At 43.3% G+C, this 21,861-nt stretch carries 15 protein-coding genes; 4 read left to right on the top strand and 11 right to left on the bottom strand.

The window, feature by feature from the left end; translation table 11 throughout:
* Nucleotides 1-172: 172 nt before the first annotated feature.
* Both VIB_RS12070 and VIB_RS12075 read right to left on the bottom strand, forming a co-directional pair.
* Nucleotides 173-1,348: a Gfo/Idh/MocA family protein gene (locus VIB_RS12070; protein WP_004396374.1), complete on the bottom strand. Its 1,176-nt coding sequence runs from the start codon at nt 1,346-1,348 to the stop codon at nt 173-175.
* Between the two features lie 152 nt (nt 1,349-1,500).
* Nucleotides 1,501-2,868, bottom strand: a complete 1,368-nt coding sequence (locus tag VIB_RS12075) for a GntP family permease (protein WP_224215228.1) — start codon at nt 2,866-2,868, stop codon at nt 1,501-1,503.
* Between the two features lie 326 nt (nt 2,869-3,194).
* Between VIB_RS12075 and VIB_RS12080 the strand changes: the two genes are divergently transcribed.
* From VIB_RS12080 to VIB_RS12090, 3 genes are all read left to right on the top strand, one after another.
* Nucleotides 3,195-4,367: an iron-containing alcohol dehydrogenase gene (locus VIB_RS12080; protein WP_004396376.1), complete on the top strand. Its 1,173-nt coding sequence runs from the start codon at nt 3,195-3,197 to the stop codon at nt 4,365-4,367.
* A gap of 92 nt (nt 4,368-4,459) precedes the next feature.
* A complete protein-coding gene (locus tag VIB_RS12085) occupies nt 4,460-5,308 on the top strand; it encodes a type 2 periplasmic-binding domain-containing protein (protein ID WP_040905428.1) in 849 nt (282 codons plus the stop codon).
* 10 nt (nt 5,309-5,318) lie between these two features.
* Nucleotides 5,319-6,812 (top strand): methyl-accepting chemotaxis protein, encoded by a 1,494-nt coding sequence (locus VIB_RS12090; protein ID WP_004396378.1) that lies wholly within the window; start codon nt 5,319-5,321, stop codon nt 6,810-6,812.
* Nucleotides 6,813-6,924: 112 nt separating this feature from the next.
* Here VIB_RS12090 and VIB_RS12095 read toward each other — a convergent pair whose 3' ends face one another.
* The 4 genes from VIB_RS12095 to iolD all read right to left on the bottom strand — a co-directional run bounded on the left by VIB_RS12095 (nt 6,925) and on the right by iolD (nt 14,018).
* Nucleotides 6,925-8,436 carry a CoA-acylating methylmalonate-semialdehyde dehydrogenase gene (locus VIB_RS12095; protein ID WP_004396381.1) on the bottom strand — a complete coding sequence of 504 codons (1,512 nt, stop codon included), beginning with the start codon at nt 8,434-8,436 and terminating at the stop codon, nt 6,925-6,927.
* Between the two features lie 353 nt (nt 8,437-8,789).
* Nucleotides 8,790-9,680 (bottom strand): myo-inosose-2 dehydratase, encoded by an 891-nt coding sequence (gene iolE, locus VIB_RS12100; RefSeq protein WP_004396382.1) that lies wholly within the window; start codon nt 9,678-9,680, stop codon nt 8,790-8,792.
* Between the two features lie 20 nt (nt 9,681-9,700).
* Nucleotides 9,701-11,617, bottom strand: a complete 1,917-nt coding sequence (locus VIB_RS12105) for a bifunctional 5-dehydro-2-deoxygluconokinase/5-dehydro-2-deoxyphosphogluconate aldolase (protein WP_004396385.1) — start codon at nt 11,615-11,617, stop codon at nt 9,701-9,703.
* A gap of 352 nt (nt 11,618-11,969) precedes the next feature.
* Nucleotides 11,970-14,018, bottom strand: coding sequence for a 3D-(3,5/4)-trihydroxycyclohexane-1,2-dione acylhydrolase (decyclizing) (gene iolD, locus VIB_RS12110; RefSeq protein WP_040905015.1), 2,049 nt, complete (start codon nt 14,016-14,018; stop codon nt 11,970-11,972).
* A gap of 249 nt (nt 14,019-14,267) precedes the next feature.
* Between iolD and iolB the strand changes: the two genes are divergently transcribed.
* The gene (iolB, locus tag VIB_RS12115; protein WP_004396388.1) at nt 14,268-15,092 is read left to right on the top strand and encodes a 5-deoxy-glucuronate isomerase; all 825 of its coding nucleotides are present in this window, start codon (nt 14,268-14,270) and stop codon (nt 15,090-15,092) included.
* 76 nt (nt 15,093-15,168) lie between these two features.
* Here the strand turns inward: iolB and VIB_RS12120 are convergent, their stop codons facing one another.
* The 5 genes from VIB_RS12120 to iolG form a co-directional block, all read right to left on the bottom strand.
* Entirely contained in the window at nt 15,169-16,005 is an 837-nt protein-coding gene (locus tag VIB_RS12120; RefSeq protein ID WP_004396389.1) for a MurR/RpiR family transcriptional regulator, read from the bottom strand.
* Nucleotides 16,006-16,160: 155 nt separating this feature from the next.
* On the bottom strand, nt 16,161-16,874 hold the full coding sequence (locus VIB_RS12125) for a 3'-5' exonuclease (RefSeq protein ID WP_004396390.1): 714 nt from the start codon (nt 16,872-16,874) through the stop codon (nt 16,161-16,163).
* Nucleotides 16,871-18,730: a DUF294 nucleotidyltransferase-like domain-containing protein gene (locus VIB_RS12130; RefSeq protein WP_004396391.1), complete on the bottom strand. Its 1,860-nt coding sequence runs from the start codon at nt 18,728-18,730 to the stop codon at nt 16,871-16,873. Before VIB_RS12130 ends, VIB_RS12125 begins: the two co-directional genes overlap by 4 nt.
* Before the next feature lie 103 nt (nt 18,731-18,833).
* Complete coding sequence (locus VIB_RS12135) at nt 18,834-20,540, bottom strand: solute:sodium symporter family transporter (protein WP_040905021.1); 1,707 nt, start codon at nt 20,538-20,540, stop codon at nt 18,834-18,836.
* A 94-nt stretch (nt 20,541-20,634) separates the two neighbouring features.
* Complete coding sequence (gene iolG, locus VIB_RS12140; protein ID WP_004396393.1) at nt 20,635-21,621, bottom strand: inositol 2-dehydrogenase; 987 nt, start codon at nt 21,619-21,621, stop codon at nt 20,635-20,637.
* Nucleotides 21,622-21,861 lie beyond the last annotated feature (240 nt).

Consider the following 21,861-nt stretch of genomic DNA (forward strand, 5'->3'; position numbering starts at 1 on the left):
TAATGATAGCATATGCAGTGACGGCAGCTAGAATCCACTGCCGTCAGCTATTTTGGATATAAAACTCCTAAAACAACTTACTGACTTTCAAGCCCTACTGTTTAGTAGAATAATAAAAAATGTTATCGTTCGAAGCCCGAAGATTCGAATTGATAGAATTACTTACCCTATATTAATCAAAGTATACCCATGTAGATTTATTATCCGCTGACTCCACACATTTTTCACAGAATTTCACGCCACTGATTCCAGCCTCAATTCCAGGATACCAGATGGCTTGGGCCGCTTGCTTATCATCACAATCAATGGCATTCATCACTAAAGCAAAGCGATGATAAAGATTTGACCATGATTCAAAATAGCCTTCGGCATGCCCACTCCCTATTCGATTAGCAGCCACTCCTGCCACATCTTTATATAAGTAGTCCATATCTCTGTCTAAAATCCGAATTGGTTCTCCCTGAACTTCATAACGTAATTGATTTGGATGCTCATCCCACCACTCTATCGAGGCTTTTTCTCCGACAATTCGAATTCTTTGTTGATGCATCGAACCTGAATTAACCGCTGAAGCCCAAAGTGTGCCGACCGCCCCACCATCAAACTCCATCATTACATGCGCATTATCTTCTAAAGGTGCACGTGATTGAATGAAACTTTGACGCATGCAAGAGAGACGTTTCACTTTAAGTCCTGTGATCATTTCACATAAATAAAATGCATGAGTACCAATATCTCCAATCACATACGTTGGCCCAGAGACTTCTGGACTCACTCGCCATTTCAAACTGGGATTATCTTTTTCATGTTCAACATTATGAAAACCGTGCGCAAACTTCATAGTAACCACCCGTATTTCACCAAGGTCTCCCCTTTCAACCATTTCACGCGCCTGATGAACCATCGGAAAACCGGTATAACCATACATCACACCGAGCACGCGATCTTTAGTCTTTGCAATAGACTTCAGTTCTTCCGCCTCTTTGCTAGTAAAGGTAATGGGCTTTTCACACACGACATGCAATCCTGCTTGTAGTGCCGCTTTGCAAATTTCATAGTGTGTTGCATTCGGTGTCGCAATCGATACGGCTTGAATGCCATCTTCTCTCTTTGCTTCTTGTTCAAATAATACGGAATAAGAGGAGTAACAACGTTCAGGATCTAGACCGATGTTCTTTCCAAAATCTTGACAACGTTGAGCGTCTAAATCAAAAGCGCCTGCCACTAAAGTAAACAGACCATCTCGCATAGCTGCATTACGGTGGGAATACCCGATTTGACTGCCACGACCTCCTCCAACCATACCCCAACGAATAGGATGTTTGAATCGCTGTTCTTCATTAAACATGTGTTGTTTCTCCTAGTTATTGGGGGTTATCCCAACAGATAGTTTGATATGCTCTGTGGTCGAATAATTGAGTTAATGAAATGTACATTCCTAAATTTGTAATCGAGTAACCCTTCATTCGGTTCATTTTCCCTATTTGAACTCAACGTTCATTACACCACGCCAAACGTCGCAAATATCAGCACCACTCCCGTAGCAACAATGGGAATCGCTAATGTACAAACAAAAATATCTTTATAAGAATCTCGATGTGTCATGCCACAAATGCTAAGTAATGTAATGACCGCGCCATTATGAGGTAATGAGTCCAACCCGCCGCAGGCAATCGAAGCAATCCGATGTAACGCGTCTAGGCTGATCCCTAAATTTGACGCTTGTTGAATATAAATATCACCGAGTGCATCCAAAGCAATGCTTAGCCCACCAGAAGCAGAACCGGTAATTCCAGCAAGTAAACTGGTGGATATGGCAAATGACAGTAGCGGGGAGCCTGGAATGGACAAAATCATCTCTTTAATCGAATCAAATGAAGATAATGATTTGATCACATTACCAAAACCCACCGCAGCTGCCGTATTCATAATGGGCATAATGGCACTCTCTCCACCGTCATTAATCGCCTCTCGTGCATGAGCAATCTGTTTTCGAAAAAGAATCAGAGCGACGACAATCGCGGTCGTTAACGCGATGATCAGGCTCCACATCCCTTTCACTTTTTGGAGCATTGAACCGTAATCAGACAGGTAATGGGCTTCAATATTGGGGTAATAAAACGTGACCAACAAAAAATTAAGCATCAGTACAATAACGATTGGGATAAATGCCCGTCGTGGAGAAGGTAAAGTGTCTGGTTCCTCACTATCGTCAACGTCGATACCAAGGTGATGTCCATAGCCTTCACCATTCGCACGGGCAACCGCTTCTCTTCTTTTCAGCCACAACATGCCTAATCCAAACATCGTGCTCGCGCCAATTAAACCGAGCATGGGAGCGGCATAGGCCGTCGTACCAAAAAATGGCATAGCAATCGTATTTTGAATCTGTGGTGAGCCTGGTAATGCTGTCATCGTAAAGGTAAACGATCCTAAAGCGATGGTTCCTGGAATTAACCGCTTGGGAACATTACTATCCCGAAAAATTTGCGCCGCAATAGGATAGACCGCAAACACCACCACAAACATGGAGACGCCCCCATACGTCAACACCGACACGGCAAGCACCACCGCTAAAATGGCATTATTTGCTCCAACCCTTGATGTGATCACCTGCGCAATCGTTTTTGCTGCACCAGAAACATCCATAATTTTGCCAAAGACGGCTCCCAATAAAAAAGCTGGAAAATAGAGCTTTACGTACTGGGCAGCACTCAACATAAAAACTTCAGTATAACTGGCCATCAAAGGGGTTCCCGACGAAAAAATTGCAGCGAATAAGGCAAGAATCGGGGCTAGCCATATCACAGACATACCTCGATAGGCTAAGTACATTAGCATCACTAACGACAGAATAATTCCAACCATTCCAAGCTCCACGAGAGACTTCTCCTTGCTATCCAGATTTGGTGACTGGCAAAATTTAACTTTTTAAAACCAACCCAAATTGAATCATTCATTTCATAATTTTGGAAGGTTGATTTATGTAACAATGCTCACATTTTACTAAAAATCTCGACATAAAAGATAAAAAACAATTACTTATTAGTAAGATAAGGATTTTCCATTTCCAGTTTTATGGTCAGCGACTGTTTAGAATATATTTTTCAATTAATTTATTTAAGAAATAAAATTTTCAATGATAGTATGATTTGGTTACTATTTTTCAACTTTGAAAAACTGAGGAATCAATCATGAGCACAAGTATCGTATTACCCAGAATCATGCATATAGGGAAAGGGGCGTCCATGAAGGTGGCGGAGGTGATGAAAACTCTCCATGTTCATTCCCCTCTCATCGTGACAGATAAAATGATGGTTAAGCTAGGTTATGCCGAGCGAGTACAACAAAGGTTACGCTGTGACGGTATCGAAAGTACGGTTTACTCAGATACTGTGCCAGAGCCAACGGTTAGCTCTATTCAAGCCGGTGTGGATTTAGTGCAAAAAAGTCATTTTGATTCAATCATTGCAATTGGCGGTGGTAGTCCAATTGATAGCGCAAAAGCAATCTCAATTGTGGGTAAATTGGGTGGACAAGTCAGTGACTACCGATTTCCAAACGATGTGGCTGAAAATGGGCTACCGATTATTGCGATTCCAACCACCGCAGGAACGGGTTCAGAAGTGACACGAGTGACGGTGATTACTGATGACACCAATGATGAAAAGATGCTCTGTATGGGGCTTGGGTTTATGCCAATGGCCGCATTAATCGACTTTGAATTGACGTTGTCGTTACCCCCCAGAGTGACCGCAGATTGTGGACTAGATGCCCTAACTCATGCTATCGAGGCGTATGTTAGTAAAAAGGCTAACCCTTTTACGGATGCTCAAGCTCTCTCAGCAATAGAAATGATCGGAACCCATATCCGTCAAGCTTATCATGAGCCACAGAACGTACTTGCACGCTCAGCAATGATGTTAGGCGCAACACTGGCCGGTATTGCGTTTTCTAATGCCTCTGTCGCTTTAGTTCACGGCATGAGCCGACCTATTGGGGCTTTTTTTCATGTCCCGCACGGGTTATCCAACGCCATGTTATTGCCTGTTATTACGGAATATTCTATTCCTGCAGCAAAAGAACGTTATGCAGACTGTGCACGAGCAATGGGAGTGGCACTGCTTTCTGATCATCATTCCGTCGCCTGCCAAAAATTGGTTGCGGAGCTACGGCTGTTGAATCAACACCTTAACGTTCCCTCCCCCTCCTCTTATGGCATTGAAAAAGAAAAGTTTTTCGACTTGCTCCCCACAATGGCTCAGCAAGCATTCAATTCCGGTTCACCGCTAAATAATCCCAAAGTTCCAACGATTGAGGAAATGATAGAACTCTACCGAAAAGTATGGGCGGATGGAGAAAGATAAGTCTATTCGCTGTATTTCAATCACTTGAAGTTGTCGCTATAGCAACTTCAAGTAACAAAAGCTCGTGGAATGGTCGACTAAATGGAGAGATCATGAAAATAAAAAATATATTTATCCTCGTTGCAGTGTTCTTCAATGTTCACTGCACTGCGGCACAAACGATAACGGTAAATAAAGTCGAAGGAGAAAAAGAACAACTGGCATTTAATATATTGCAATTAGTGTTAGCTAAAAGCTCTCCTGACGTAATCATTAATCAAATTGATCAAAATTATAATGAAACACGGCTCACTGAGGAAATTCAAGCCAATAATATTGATGTGATGTGGGCCGGCGCTTCATCGGAAAGGGATGAAAAGTTACTTGCTATTCGAATACCGATATTTAAAGGGCTTATGGGGCATCGACTTTTTATTATTAGATCGGGAGATCAAGCTAAATTCTCACAAATAAAAAATCTATCACAACTCAGAGCATTAAAAGCCGGTCAAGCTACTTTTTGGGGAGATACACAAGTCATTAAACAAGCGAATTTGCCCATCGTCACCACGATCAAATACAACAATCTTTTTCCAATGCTAGAAGGAGGACGGTACGACTATTTTCCCCGCGGTGTTCTTGAGCCTTGGGAAGAGGTCGCCCAACATACTCAACTCAATTTGGCTGTTGAAAAAGATTTGATGCTTATTTATCCCTTTGCTTTATATTTTTATGTCAGTAGAGACAATCAACCCTTATATAATCAAATATATCAAGGATTTATATCAGCTATCGATGATGGGAGTTTTGATTCGTTATTTTTCAATCATCCTCTTATCAAAGACACTCTTGCTAAAGCCAATCTAGGGCAACGAACCATCTTACGGATCGATAACCCTTATATGCATCCAGACACCCCATATGAGAACAAAAAGTTCTGGCTAGATATCAACCAGTTATAGGGAATCCATTATGAACTCTATTAAATATAAATCCATGCTGCTTTTGATCATTATTTCATTAGTGGTTATGGCTGCCGTTTTCTCTGGTAGCTATTTTTTTGCAAGAGAATACTTAACCAATCAGTTGGAACAAGATATTAATGACACGAATAAAACATTATCGGTCGTTTTAAAAGAACCTATCTTTTCATATGATAACCATTTAATTGATAATATTACAAAATCTTTTGTTAATTATCCCTACCTCTATCAAATCAAGGCATTTGATCATCGTAATAATATCATTGGAGAAGCGAAATCTGATCGGCCGATACCATCCTCTTCTGATTTAAAATCCTTTACCTTAAACATATTATGGGAAAATGGGCAAAAAATAGGATCGTTAGTGATTGATTATCGTCTTGATGCCAATAATGCGATTTTAAATACCATAAAGAAAATGTTCATGCTCATTGCGGTTTTGTTATTATTCTCCCTACAACTCATTAATTGGGGCGTATTATCAAAATTAGTGATAACACCACTTAACCAAGTCACAGCAGCACTGTCAAAAATCGCCCAAGGTGAAGGTGATTTAACCCGCAGGCTAACGATTCGTCATCACGATGAGGTTGGCCAATTAGCGAGTGAATTCAATACGTTTATTTCAAACCTTCATGCTTTGGTAACTCGTATCATCTCTTCCACGAACGAACTTGCTTTATGTGCTGAAAAAATCCGTGCTAACAGTGAACAAAATAGCCATGAGACTCAGCAACAATTAAGAGAGATCGAACAAGTTGCCACGGCGCTGAATGAAATGGCTTCAGCCTCACACGAAGTTTCCCATAATGCGAATAATACAGCGGATAAAACAAGAAGTTGTAATGTTCTTGCTGAGCAAGGAAATGAGGTCGTGAAACAGACCGTACTGGCTATTCATAAACTTGGCGATGAGATTAATTCTACCTCTGAGACCGTCTCTGAACTGAAAGAAAAAAGTGATTACATCAGCACCGTATTAGAAGTGATTAAAGGAGTAGCAGATCAAACCAATTTACTGGCGCTCAATGCCGCTATTGAAGCCGCCCGAGCTGGAGAACAAGGCCGTGGATTTGCGGTCGTTGCGGATGAAGTTCGAGCTCTTGCGTTGCGAACCCACCACTCTACAGAGGAAATCGAACATATCATTCACGATCTTCAAACCAGTTCAGAAAATGCCAATACTCAAATGAATGCGACAAGTCTTACCTTAAGCCAAACGGTCTCTGAGTCCGAACAAACCACACTCGCACTCAACAACATTATTAAACACATAAACGATATTAATGATATGAACACCCAAATAGCGACGGCGACCGAAGAACAAAATACCGTCGCCAATGATATCAGTGAAAAAATCAACATCATTAATGATAGCACCACTTCAGTCACGAATAATATTGCAGGTGTACGCGTGTTAAGTGAACAGTTAGATGAAATTTGCCAACACATACGTGAGGATTTAAATAAATTTAAAGTGTAACGGTTCAACAAGACAAATAGTCAAAAAACCGTTTACCCTTTCTATAGATCCATAGAGTAAAAAAGCGCCTCCGGCATAGCAGGAGGCGCTTTTTTGTATAGAGAAAAATCGATCAATCCATTGTGGGCATCGAGAAAGAGCTGGCATGTTGCTCTAACCGAACACTTGTAGGCCAACGGCTGGTGACGGTTTTCATGCGGGTATAAAAACGCACCCCATCTTGACCATGGACATTGAGCGGCCCAAATATTGAGCGCTTCCAACCACCAAAACTGTGGAACGCCATAGGGACTGGAATCGGGACATTGATACCAACCATGCCAGTATGGACCTCTTCACTAAATTGACGAGCCGTTTCACCATCGCGGGTAAAGATGGCTGAACCATTGCCGTATTCATGGCGATTAATCAATGCTAACGCGGTTTGATAATTCTCAACCCGTACCACACACAACACTGGGCCAAAAATTTCTTCTTGATACACGGTCATCTCGGGTGAAACATGATCAATTAACGTTGGACCAACAAAATAGCCGGCTTCATACCCCTCAACGGAACAATCTCGGCCATCGGTAATTAAGGTCGCTCCCTGATCCTGTCCCGATTGAATATAGTCACATATTTTTTGTTTATGCTGCGCTGAGATAACTGGCCCCATATCATTTTCAGTGCCATCGACCATCCCTGGGCCCACTCGCATGGTGGCGATTTTCTGTTGTAGCCGCTCAATGAGTTGATCAGCCGTTTCATCACCAACAACCACGGCGACAGAAAGCGCCATACAACGCTCTCCAGCAGCCCCAAAAGCTGCGCCTATAATCGCATTGGTTGCCATATCAATATCGGCATCTGGCATCAAAATGCAGTGATTTTTAGCGCCCCCTAATGCTTGGCAACGCTTACCATGAGCAGAAGCGGTACTGTAGATATATTCCGCAATCGGGGTAGAACCAACAAAGCTGACCGCTTGAATTCTCGGATCAGTAAGCAGTACATCGACCGCTTCTTTGTCCCCATTCACAACATTAAACACCCCATCAGGTAAGCCCGCTTCGGTGAGCAGCTCCGCCAGAATTAACGCTGTACTCGGATCTTTCTCTGACGGCTTTAAAATAAAGGTATTACCCGTTGCCAAAGCAATGGGAAACATCCACATTGGCACCATCGCTGGGAAGTTAAACGGGGTGATGCCAGCGCAAACACCGAGTGGCTGCATTAAAGAATGGCTATCAACATGCGTCCCCACGTTGGCAGAGTGTTCTCCTTTTTGCAGATGAGGAATACCACAGGCGAACTCAACCACTTCAAGCCCTCGAGTCACTTCCCCCACCGCATCAGAATAAACTTTACCATGCTCATTGGAGATGACTCGAGCCAATCTATCCATATTCTGCTCCAGTAACGCTTTAAACTGAAACATAACTCGCGCACGTTTTAATGGGCTGGTTTTCGCCCATGAGGCAAACGCTTTTTCCGCCGCTTTGATCGCCTCTTCCACTTCTTCCTTTTGGCTTAATTGGACCTGTCGGGTTTGCTCACCTGTTGCAGGGTTATAGATTGCAGAAAATCGTTCACTCTGGCTTGCTTTGTGTTGACCATTAATAAAATTCAGCACCGTTTTCATCGTATTCTCCTTCGGCTGTCTTGACTGGAACATCATTATTATTTTGCTGTCACTACGTATTCCGTACTGCTTGAACCGTTCTAACAATGCTACCCTTTATACAGAATAAACATTCCACTTTCAATGAAAAAGGGTTGCTTCATTTCATTCTGTGCGAGATGTTTTCTAAATTTTGGCCGAAATCACCCAATTTACCGAATTTAAATGAAATCTTAATTTCATTTAACACACATAAAACCAAGGAATACTGCTGACCATTCTGGCTTTTGTTGGCTAGAATGGTGGGATAAAAAAAGCGCCTAAAAAGGCGCTATCAGGAATAAGAGGTTAGCGATTTACTCAAAGAATTGGCGCTATAAAAGCCCAGCTTCTTTGGCAAATTTAGATAAGTTGTTATAGCCCAATGTGGCATAAGTCAACGGGTGAGCAATCGCAGGATCTTGCTCAGCTTCAACCACAAGCCAGCCCGTATAATTGACCTCTTTCAACACATGAAATACCGAGGGGTAATCAATACAACCATCACCCGGTACGGTGTAAACGCCTTCTAGAACAGAATCCAAGAAGCTTAATTTGCGATTTTTCACATCGGCAAGTACGTCTTTTCGAATGTCTTTGCAATGCACATGGTTAATTCGCTCAGCCCAGCACTGCGCGACTTTTACCGGATCTTCACCAGCAAACGTCAAATGCCCAGTGTCTAATAGTAAGCCAACTTCAGGGCCTGTGTGCTTCATCAAATTATCAATATCTTGCGCGGTTTCAATCACCGTTCCCATATGATGGTGGTAAGCGATCTGGACACCTTGACTTTGTGTGTATTGAGCAAACTCTGTTAGCTTACGGCCATACTCTTCCCAACGATCAGCGGGAAACAGTGGGCGTAAGTGAACGGGTGTCTCTTTTGCTCCATGAATACAGTTCGTCACTTCACAGGCGACCATCACTGTTGCGCCAAGTTCACGCAATAAGGTCAGGTGTTCTTGTACCGCTTCAATTTCCTCTTCCACACTACGAGTCAAGAGTTCCATGGAATACCAACCAGAGACCAGTTTCAGATCATGGCTAGCGAGAATTGGACCTAACACACTCGCCTGACGTGGAAATTTATTCCCCAGCTCAAAGCCTGCAAACCCCGCTTGTTTTCCTTCGCTTAAACAGGTTTCTAGCGATGTTTCGGCTCCCAGTGTTGGCATATCGTCATTGGTCCACGTGAGTGGGTTAATACCTAGTTGAACACTCATCAAAAGTCTCCTTTATTGCACTATTTTTCGCCGCGTTGACGCCATAGTGTGATTAAGTTGTGATAATTTTCTTTCACGGTATAAATCAGTGTTTGGTCATCCATTTGACCGGCTAACCACGCACGTGAGGGCTCTCCAAATAACGTGCGACCAACAGCAAACCCTTTCACGATGTTTTGTCCTGCTGTTTGTGAAAAACCATGCTGTAATTCTGCTTGCGGGGCATCTAAGCCCAAAATAACGACTCCTCGACAGTAAGCGTCTCGTTCTTCAATCAACGTCGAGATCGCCTGCCAGCTCGCTTTATCTAATGGAGGAAGCTTCCACCAATCTGGCTTTATGCCTAGGTTATAAAAGCGTTTCATCGCTCGTAGATAGAGGGCATCTTCTTTTTCGATGCCTGCGGGTAAAATCACTTCGAGTAACAGCTCATGCCCAGATTGGCAACAGGCTTGATACACTTCTTGAATTTGATGTTCTTGTTGTAAACGCATCGTGTGATCATCTTCTGGGTTAAAGAACACCAGACATTTCACGATATGCTCAAGCGGCCAACTGACGAGTTGTGAGCCAATGTTACCATGCTCCAGTTCCAGCGGGCGTGATCCCGGTAATTCAATAGGACGTGCAATCCACCACCCCTGTCCAGTAATGGCATTTAATACATCTTGACCAAAGGAGCTATCACACAATAACCCGGCTTGTCCTTTTTCCAGCCCAGCTTCGACGGCGACTTCTCGGCTGGCTTGTAGAATCAGTTTCTTCAGTGGCTTAATACGAGCGATGTCTGCCCCAACTTGCCGCGCCATATCAACAAATTGAATTCGGTGATCAAACGCCATCACGCAGAGCTCATCTCGTGTTGGAGATTTTCGCGTGGTGACACGATGGAGATGATTAAGCTCACTATCGAGATCAGGACGCTTCACTTGCTGAGCCCGTAGTAAGTAATTGTCCAGCTCGGCTTTCGTTGGCATTGCCGGAGCGCAACCATGGCGAGAAACCACTAACGCGCCACAAGCATTGGCATAAGCACACGCTTTTTCCCAACCTTCACCATTTAAGTAGCCACGCAATAAGCCCGACATAAAGGCATCGCCTGCTCCTAATACGTTCAACACATCCACTCGAACGCCATAAACGGTGATTCCTTGATCAAGAGTTTCGGGAATAACATCCGTAAATACGGAGCAACCTAACGCCCCTCGTTTACACACCAACTCAGCCTGAGAAACTTCACGAACGGCTTTTAACGCTTGAATGGTATCAGTTGAACCGCCGCAGATATGAAACTCTTCTTCAGTCCCGACTATCACGTCAAAAAGACCTAATACCTCTTGCAGTTGATCGGTAACTTTTTCTGATTCAATAAAACGAGTTTCACCATCGCCTAAAGAGGTGAGCCCCCATAACACCGGTCGGTAATCAATATCTAAGGCAGTTTTAACACCATTGCGACGAGCATATTTCAATGCCGTCAACACCGCTTCTCGTGTTTTAGGGTGAGAAAGATGCGTTCCGGTGATTGCCAAACAACGTGCAGAGGCAATGTACTCTTCACTGAAATCTTCCTTGCTGATCGCCATATCAGCACAGTTTTCACGATAGAAAATCAGTGGGAAGGTTTCTTCATCTTTAATACCGAGGATCACAAGCCCGGTTAGCCGATCTTTATCTGTCAGTAAATGGCTGGTGTCACAGCCAACTCGTTGTAACTCTTCACGTAAAAAGCGGCCCATATGTTCATCACCAACACGTGCCAGCATGGAGGATTTTAGCCCTTGTACTGCGGTACCATAAGCCACGTTACCCGATGAGCCACCCAAATATTTACTAAAAGAGCTCATATCTTCTAAGCGGGCACCGATTTGCTGTCCATAGAGATCAACCGCAATTCGTCCCATGCAAATCACATCTAAATTCTTTTCTGTACTCACCGTTCGCTCCTTAAGTACCTCTGTGCTAAACAAGTCCTCTTTTCCCTTAAGGGGATAGACCGTTCTTGCCGTGTTACACTCTATTGCACAATCATTTCACAACACCATTTATACGGAATATTTATTTCATTTTCAATAAAAAATTACCGTAATATTTCATTATGTGATCGTGATGGAATTTTTATTTATAAATATTAAAAAATAGAATAAATACTTCAAGAGAAAAAAGAACTAATAAAACAATGGGATAGAAAGATTTAAATTTAGACGGGAGTCAAAACAGAAAAATGGAAGTGAAAAAGCCCACCACATTTCGTGGTGGGAAATCGGGGGGTGGTTTCGTATTATCCGTTTAATACTGACGGGCTGTCGTTAATACTTGCTTAATGTCATTCGCGGCTTGCTCAATCTCTGGTTTATCGGCCACTTGAGCAGTACCACAGCGCCACCAAGCTTCATAACCATGGGTCATGGTTTTGGGTAACACTTTGATATCAATCAGGGTCGATACCGTCTGTTTTTTTGCCTCTTCAAGCGCACTGATCAGTTGCTCTTCGTTGTAAACTCGATAGGCTCGACATCCATAACTTTCGGCGTTCATAGCAAAATCCACCGGAACTAGTGGCCCGGTCAACGTGTTTGTTTTCGGATCTCGAAAGCGGTTTTCCGTTCCAAAACTCCCCATCCCTTGGCTCATTTGTAAATTATTGATACACCCAAAAGCGGCATTATCAAACAAAATTACGTTGATCTTCACCCCTTCTTGAATAGAGGTTTGTAATTCAGAATGCAGCATCATGTAAGAGCCATCACCTAATAAGGTATAAACGGGTTGATCAGGACAAGCGATCTTCGCCCCCACGGCAGCCCCAATTTCATATCCCATACAGGAGAAACCATACTCCATATGGTAGGTATCAGGTACTTTCGGTTGCCATAGCCGTTGTAAATCACCCGGTAACGAACCTGCGGCCCCGACCACAATCGCATCATCTTCTAAGTGTTGATCCAACAAACCTAAAACACGGGTTTGCGTTAACTCAGTATTGAGAGCGTCTCGATACTCACGCAATTCATCATCAAAATGCCCTTCCACCTCCGGTTGGTATTCTTGCCCTATTTGTGTAGCAAACAAACGCGCGACTTCTTCTCGCCACAGTGATTTCGCTTGCTTGATCTCATTGTGATAACCACTGGTGTAGCCAGCCTGAATTAAGTGGCTTGCCATCGCCCCAAGGGCTGATTTTGCATCCGCGACCACCGCAGTAGCATCAAGCTTACAGGCATCAAATTCCGACACATTGATGGTTAAAAAATCGACGTCTGGATGTTGAAATAATGATTTAGAAGCCGTGGTAAAATCGGTAAATCGGGTACCTACTCCAATCACCAAGTCGGCTTCTTTCGCAATGAGGTTAGCAGCCAAACCGCCCGTGGTACCAATGCCTCCTAAATTAAGGGCATGATCACACACAATGGCGCTTTTTCCTGCCTGTGTTTCACCAAAAGGAATATGGAAGGTTTCGGCAAATTGACGAAATGCTTCGTGAGCTTCTGAATATCGAACCCCACCGCCACAGATAAGTAGTGGTTTTTTCTTCGTCATGATTAAGCGAACCGCCTCATCGATCATGGCGTCAGTCGCAGGTCGGCGATCAATACGATGTACTCTTTTTTTAAAGAAATATTCTGGGAAATCATACGCTTCCCCTTGTACATCTTGGGGTAAACAGATGGTGACGGCTCCTGTATCAGCAGGGTCGGTCAAAACGCGCATGGCATGAATCATCGCAGACATCAATTGCTCAGGGCGATTGATACGATCCCAATAACGAGAAACGGGTTTAAAGCAATCATTGGTGCTGATTGAAGCATCATAATATTGCTCAACTTGTTGAAGCACCGGATCTGGTTGCCGACAAGCAAAAATGTCACCCGGTAAGAAGAGTACAGGAATTCGGTTTGCGGTTGCCGTTGCTGCCGCGGTGATCATATTGGCAGCACCGGGGCCAACGGATGAAGTCACGGCATAAATTTTCTTGCGTTTATGCTGTTTAGCAAACCCCATTGCAATATGCGCCATTCCTTGTTCATTACACCCTTGGTGAACAATCAAATCTCCTGAATCTTGTTCTAACGCTTGCCCAAGCCCTACTACATTGCCATGACCAAAAATCGTTAGTACACCATGAATAAACTTATGCTGCTGACCATCAAACTCAACGTATTGTTGGTTCATAAATTTGACCAGCGCCTGCGCTGTTGTCATTCTTATTGTCTTCATCACCCGATCATCTCCAAAATTCGCTAAGAGAAGCATTGATACTGTTCCATCACTGTTCTCGTGACTTACCGCAATCCTGTTATTTCTTGAAATCACTATATGAAATATAAATTTCATTTCAATTTATATTTGGAATAAATTTGACTTTTGTGATCGGAGTACAATTGTCAAAATTAAACGTAAATTTCTTAATGTCGCCGAGTTTTTCTCATGAACTCACCTTGAAATTGAAACATTTATTTCATAACATGAATAATTGAAAACTTAAACTCATTTCAACCAGAAGCAAGTCATGAAGAACAAACCACACCTAGATAACGTGAATACGCTGGGGAAATGGGCTTGCTAACCACTGAGGAACATCGCATGTCTACACTATTATCAAAGTATAAAGCGCCAGATAAAATAGGGTGTACGCAAAAAATAACCCCTGAGAATGTAGGCTGGGAATATGTCGGATTTGAAGTTTATGAATTGAAAACAGGGCAAAAACTGGTTCTACCTGCATCAAGTAATGAACTTTGCTTAGTTCTGGTCGCGGGCAAAGCAAGCATAAGAACAGAAACAGCGATTTTTGAAAACATCGGCGAGCGGATGAACCCTTTTGAACGAAAAAAACCATACGCTGTTTATGTTTCCGCTCAGGAAGGTTGTGAGGTTGAAGCATTAACGCCACTAGAATTGGCCGTCTGTAAAGCACCGGGTAAAGGAACCTATGCCACTCGGTTAATTACACCAAAAGATATCCAAGCTGAAGCACGAGGCCAAGGTAATAACCGACGCTATGTACATAACATATTACCTGATGATGTACCCGCAGATAGCTTATTGGTCGTGGAAGTCTTTACTGATGAAGGTTGCACTAGTTCCTATCCAAGCCATAAGCACGATCAATCTAACGAACCTCATGAAACGTATTTAGAAGAAACTTACTACCATCGCCTTAACCCTAGCCAAGGTTTCTGCTTGCAGCGTGTTTATACCGATGATCGATCTTTAGATGAATCGATGGCGGTTTATGATAAAGATGTGGTCAAAGCACCAAAAGGTTATCACCCTGTAGCGACCATTGCCGGTTACGATAACTATTACTTAAATGTCATGGCTGGCCCTTCAAGAAAATGGTGCTTCACTTGGGAGCCAGACCATGAATGGGTCAATGGTCCGGTTTATAAGGCCAAACATGCTTAGTTGGGTATTTTGATTGTTATATAAAAACGTCAGCACTGATTGCTGACGTTTTTTATGCTAAGGATAAATCCGCTACTTACTCTTTGTTTGCAGAATCATGAAAAGCGAGCGATACAGCAAGAGTTTGAGCTAAACACAAGGAAGCGGCTTGAGAGCGAAATGCATCCACCTTTGCTTCTTTCACCACAAAACAGACATCACTCGATGAGGCTAATGGGCTAATTTGACTATCGGTAATGATAATTTGCTGAATCGCAGAACCGACTAATGATTCACTGATTGCAGTCGTTTCTTTTGCATAGGGTGAGAAGCTAATCACAATCAATACATCATTTTCTTCAATGGTACTCATCTGCTCTTTAAACATGCCCCCCAATCCATCAATGAGGAAAGCACGCTTGTTTAAGTGGCGCAATGCATAAACAAGATACGATGAAACAGAAAATGAACGACCTAAACCCACCACATAGATATTCTTTGCCTGAGCGAGAATCTCAACCGCGCTATCCAAATATTCAACCGGGGTTTGCGCCGCTAACTGATGCATAGCATTGCTATTTGCTCGTGCAAACTCTTGTAGAATATCCATCGGGCGTTCTGGTGGCGTGGTATCCCCTTCCATTTCTTTCAATAACCGAACACGATCCGTATAACTGGACGTCTCTTCTAATAAATTACTGCGAAATAGTTGTTTCATTTCATTAAAGCCACTGTAACCAAACGCATTGGCAAAGCGGATCAAGGTTGACGGTGGAACATTCGCTTGCTCAGCAATGGCGGAAACCGTTTCAAAAGCGACACTGTTTTTATTATCTAAAACATAAGCAGCCACTTGTTGCAATCTTTTGCTGAGTTCACCATAACGAGTACGGATTTGATCTTCTAATTCACTTAAGGTTGTTGCCGATAACATTCCAACACTCCATCATCTCTTTTAGACAATCTTATTCAAAATAAAACAACAATGAAATTTTTTTTCTGTTTTTATACGAATAAAGTAAAAAATTTAGACCAAACACGATTTTGTAGCGTTCATTTTTCAAGAGAGCTGACAGCAATATGCATTCATCATAATGAACGCAATACCAAAGGTCCCAAACACGGTGTTTGATCTTCACAAATTTCCTCGACCAACGCCAGAAACAACTCGCCAGTAGCCACTACATCGGCAAAAGCATTATGCGCGAGATAAGGAGGCAACCCTTTCTGTTCTCGAATATGAGCCAATCGTAAATCAGGATACATTATCCCTCGATACTTAATAAGCGAGCGTTCTAATCGCATCGTATCTAAAAAGATCAGGGGTAAAGGGAGTGAATCTTCTAGCGATAGCAACTGACGTAAAAACTGCTTCTCAATTTCAGCACCATGAGCAATCACCACTTTCCCGCTTAAACTTTCGACCAAACATTCAATCAGCTCATGACGTGAAATGCCTCCGAGCAATGTTTCCGGTACGATATGGTTAACGACCGCTGTTTCTGCCTCAATACAGTGCTCAGACTCAACATAATAATGCTGAGCCGTGGCAAGAGACATCACCGGGTAATGAATGTTGATCATCCCTACCGATAAAATTTCATCTTGCCTTGGATTGAGCCCTGAGGTTTCAAAGTCTAACACCACACACTTTAACTGCGATAACGGGGTATTAGGATCAGGGTACGGTTTCTTAAAAAGTGGCAGGCCATGAGACGGAATTCGAGATCGCGCCAAAGCATGACATCGTAACTTATCACTATTGCTGAGCGGGTGTTGACGACGAAACCAATGCTTTATCACCGTAAGCGCCCTCCTGCATGATACCGTTGTTTCGCCGCCTCTTGATAACGAGCAATAATTCGAAATGCATCTTTAAGATGGCTACGTTCAAATGCCGTCAACTCACCCGGCGCTACCTGATTATTCAGGGGTTGCCCGTGTTGTACTTGTTCACCTTGATGGTGAAAGCGAACTTGATTGATAAAGTTCAACGCTTCTTGTAGCTCTTGCTTGCTGCCATGGCTGATCACCCCAAGTTTTGCCGCACACGCTAATCTTTTGTGCGTTTCCGGTGCAAAACACCCTGCATTTAAGGCATAAATTCGCGCTAACTCAATAAGTAAATTCACCGCTTGCTGTTTAATATTAAGCACTTGGCGATTATCCCCATCTTTGGTTAACACAAATTGACGAAACAGGCCTAGTGGCGGACTAACACGCAAAGAGTTTGCCACCATAATAGAAAGAAAGCGCTGGTTTCCTCGGACACAAGTCAGCAAGGTTTGGTTAAGTGCCTCAACCAAAGGTTTTGCTCCGTATAAAAAACGCATGTCCAGAAATACGCTGATATCGAGCAATGACTGAGGTTCAGGCAATACCACCCATTGCCTGAAGTTTTTTTGCCATTGCTCTAAAGAGACACACCAGCGAGCCTGATTCGCCATCATTTCTCCTGGGCAAAATGGATAACCACAGGCATCAAGCCCATGGCAAACAAACTGTGCTAATTTGTGAAAATAAGCTTGCTCATCATGGTTGGCTTCTCTGGCCAATATGATGCCGTTATCTTGATCGGAATTTAAATGCATCTCTTGGCGAGCCTGAGATCCGGCGGCAAACCAAGCATATTCCATCGGAGGTGGGCCAAATTCACGCTCAGCCAATTGCAGTAGCCGTTTATTAAAGGCATCGGCGATCAAGGTCATCATCTGCTGGATAATGGTGGGGGCAACACTGGCAGAGAGTAATGCATCAAATACAGCTTGTCGTTGAGGAACCAGACTCACTAGCTCAATCAAAGACTCCTGCCGGTAAATTCGGCTGATCAGAAACACCGCATGAACATGGCTTTTTTCTGTCAAACTGGTGGCGGTTAATACCCCGACAACCTGCTCCCCTTCCAACACTGGCAAGCTTCGTACATTGTGTAACATCATCATTTCCATCGCTTCAAGCAACAAAGCATCAGACTGAATGGTTTGAGGATGTTGAGTCATAATTTGACTGATGGGCGTATTTAACGTTAACCCTGCCGCAATGACTCTTTTGGTCATATCTCTGTCAGTGACCACACCGACTAATTGATCATTATCCATCACTAACGCACTGGAACGGTGACTATTGACCATAATTTGTGCCGCTTCTTGTACCAGAGTATCGGTATGGACTTTTGCCACACTACGATTCATCACCTCTTTGACACGTTTTAAATAGAGCATTTCCTCACCGGCCCATTTCACACTGGAATGAGCCAAACGCACCGATTCTTTGGAAGAGAAGTGATTTCTAACCGCGGGGTTATCTTGCATGAGCTGTAACAGAACCCTTTTCGGAATGCGATACAGTAACGTATTTTCTAACGCCACTAGCTGGTAATCACACTCACCCGTACGATACAACTGGCTAAAACCGAACAGATCACCATCTGCGAGTCGAGCCCGCAAGGTTCCATCCGCGTGGCATTGCTCTACCGCGCCTGTTCGCACAAGGTACAATCCCTGCCCGACAATATGCTCTCCAGCAAGCGGTTTGCCTTGCTTTAAATAGAGAATATCCACTGCCGCCGCTAGGGCTTCTTGCTCTTGTGTTCCTAATCGCTCAAAGGGATCAACCGAAGAGAGATAACTAACAATATTAGGTAAAAGTGAACGTTCCATCGCAGAGCCTATTTCTATCAATGAAAATCGCTCAATCCTTTTGCGAAAAGATTGAGCGGTATACGTATTTCACTCTAGTAAGCGGCAAGGTAAAAACTTGTCACTATTGAGCGTCTTTCTGAGCTTTGATCATTTTGGCTCGTGGACTACGCATTAACTCACGGAAAATGATCCAGAAGACATACCCCAGTGAACCCATAGCCAATAAATAGTATCCAGTCATGATCCAAGTTGGCACATTATGCGCTAAAAAAACATACATAGAGACTGAAGCTAGCGTAATCAATACCGCCACCGCAGGTGTCATAGACCAAGGCGTAATATCTACTTGTTCGGTATAAACATCTTCATGATCTTCCTGAGGATAGAAATACCCAACCGTCAACATAAAGACAACGTTGGCAACAAATAATAACCCAACAAGGTGGAAGAAGTGGATGTCTACTTGGAACACAAAGTTAAACAGAATATAGGCTGACACACCAAAAAGTAGCCCAAGTTTAGCGGCAATGGCGGGAACATGTTTGGTCAATAACCCAACCAGTACCACACTTAGAATCGGCGAGTTAAACAAACCTTGTAACTGCTGGATAAGATAGAACAGGCCATCTGGTGCGTTGGCAACTAAGGGGGCCACAATCATAGAGATTAACGCTAAGCTTAGCCCTAGCCATTTTCCAAGTGACACCGTTTGTGCTTCCGTTGCATCAGGTTTAAGCGATTTTTGGAAAATATTGACGGTAAATAGGGTCACCGAAGAGTTTAACCCGCCACTAAAGGTAGAGAATACCGCGCCCACGACCACTGCAGCGAAGAAACCGACCAACATTTCCGGTAGAACCAATTGTACAAGGCTAGGATAAGCATGGTCAGGGTTATCCATCTGCCCACTGAAAACATGGAAGGCAATAATACCGGGTAAAATAATGATACTTGGAATCATCAGCTTAAAGAAAGCACAAAGCAGTACTCCTTTTTGTCCTTCTGCTAGGTTCTTCGCCCCCAAGGCTTTTTGTACAATGGACTGATTGGTACACCAGAAGAACATATTGGAGACGATCAACCCAGTAAATAAGGTCGAAAATGGTACCATCGAATCTTCAGAACCAATCGAGTTAAATTTTTCTGGGTGAGCTTGATAGACTTCCACTAAGCCGCCCCAAATATCACCATTGCCCACATAAGCCAGAGCGAACAACGTGACCATCAAGCCGCCAGTAATTAACCCAACACCATTGATAGTATCGGCCACTGCAATCGCTTTAATGCCACCAAAAACAGCATAAATGGCCCCTATCGTACCCACACCCCAAACCATTAGCCATAAAGCGGTATCTTTATCGACACTAAATACATTGGATACTTGGAACAAACTTTCCAAAGCGATCGCACCGGTATAAAGCACAATAGGTAGGAGTGAAATGACATACATGGCTAAGAATAGAATCGACGTAATGGTCAGCGTTTGTTTATCAAACCGCTTTTCTAAGTATTCAGGAATGGTCGAAATACCCAGTTTTAGATAACGCGGTAGAAAGAAAATCGCAAAAAGAACGATGGTCATGGCTGCCATCACTTCCCATGCCATAACGATAAAACCAGTACGAAAAGATAAGCCATTGAGTCCGACGAGGTGTTCTGTGGAGAGGTTCATCAGCAACATGGATCCGCCAATATAAACCCCAGTTAACGACCGACCGCCGAGAAAATATCCTTCTGTTGAATCAGTAAGGTGTGCGTTGTGAGTTTTATAGTAGGCAAATCCCGCAACGAACAGCGTAAAACCGATAAATGAAATAAAAGCGAGCATGGTTCCTCCAAAAGCTTTTATTACGCCCAGCACCTTTATATCTCCATGCTGGGCGATAAATTAGCCAACCTGATTAGCGAAGGCTAATGACAATTTACAGTGTAATTTCACGTCCTGAGTGCAGTGATTCCAACGCTTTATCCGCGAGCAATAATGCTTGCTCACCATCATAACCACTACATTCAGGCTTCGCTCGGCCAGATAACACATCCACAAAGTGCTGCCATTCTGCGCGATACGCTTTTTCATAACGCTGTAAGAAGAAGTGTTCAGGTTTTGCGGCCACACAGCCTTGTTCGCCCCAAACTTCCACCACATCTTCATGGATATTATTAGCGCGCAGTAAACCTTTTTCGCCATGCAGTTCAATACGTTGATCGTAACCGTAACCAGAGCGACGGCTATTGGTAATCGTCGCCATCGCCCCTGATGGGAATTTCATCACGATGAATGCGGTATCAATATCCCCCGCTTGACCAATTTCAGGATCGACAAGATTACTGCCTTGTGCATAAATAGAGACAGGATCTTCTCCCATGATAAAACGAGCCATATCAAAGTCATGAATCGTCATATCTCGGAACATGCCACCAGAAACTTTGACATATTGAGCAGGAGGTGGCGATGGATCGCGGGAAGTGATCAGCAGTGACTCCGCTTTACCAATGACACCCGCACTCAGTTGTTCACGCACTTTTCGAAACTGTGGATCATAACGGCGGTTAAATCCGACAAAGAGAGGAACCTGATACTCTTTGACAATGGCTAAACATTCACGGACTCGTTCAATATCTAAATGGACAGGTTTCTCACAAAAAATAGCTTTCCCAGCTCGTGCAGCCAGTTCAATCAGCTCTGCATGGGTATCCGTCGCAGAGGCAATCAGCACCCCATGGACATTGGGATCGGCCAGAGCTTGTTCTGTGGTTTGAATGTTAGCGCCATATTTATCGGCCAGTTTTGATGCACCATCACCATAAGGGTCAATGACAGAGTAGAGGTTGGTTTCTTTATGTTCAGCGATATTGACGGCGTGAACTTGTCCAATTCTACCAGCGCCAAACAAAGCAATGTTATACATAGGGTACTCTCCTTCTACAGGATGTTTTTATGATCTTTTCATTGAAGCTTTACCGCATAACGAGTGTCGGCTTTCTCACTTCATTAATGAGCGGGATGGAAACAATGAGTTCTTGTTAATGACAAACACACCATAGCAACGAAAAAATAATTCCGCAATAATTTAAAATGAAATTTTTATTTTGTTTTTGAGAATTGAGAGTATCGCAACATTTTTGCTCACCATGAACCTTGAGGCTGT

The organism is Vibrio metschnikovii CIP 69.14 (genome assembly GCF_000176155.1).
GTDB classification, from domain to species: Bacteria; Pseudomonadota; Gammaproteobacteria; order Enterobacterales; family Vibrionaceae; genus Vibrio; species Vibrio metschnikovii.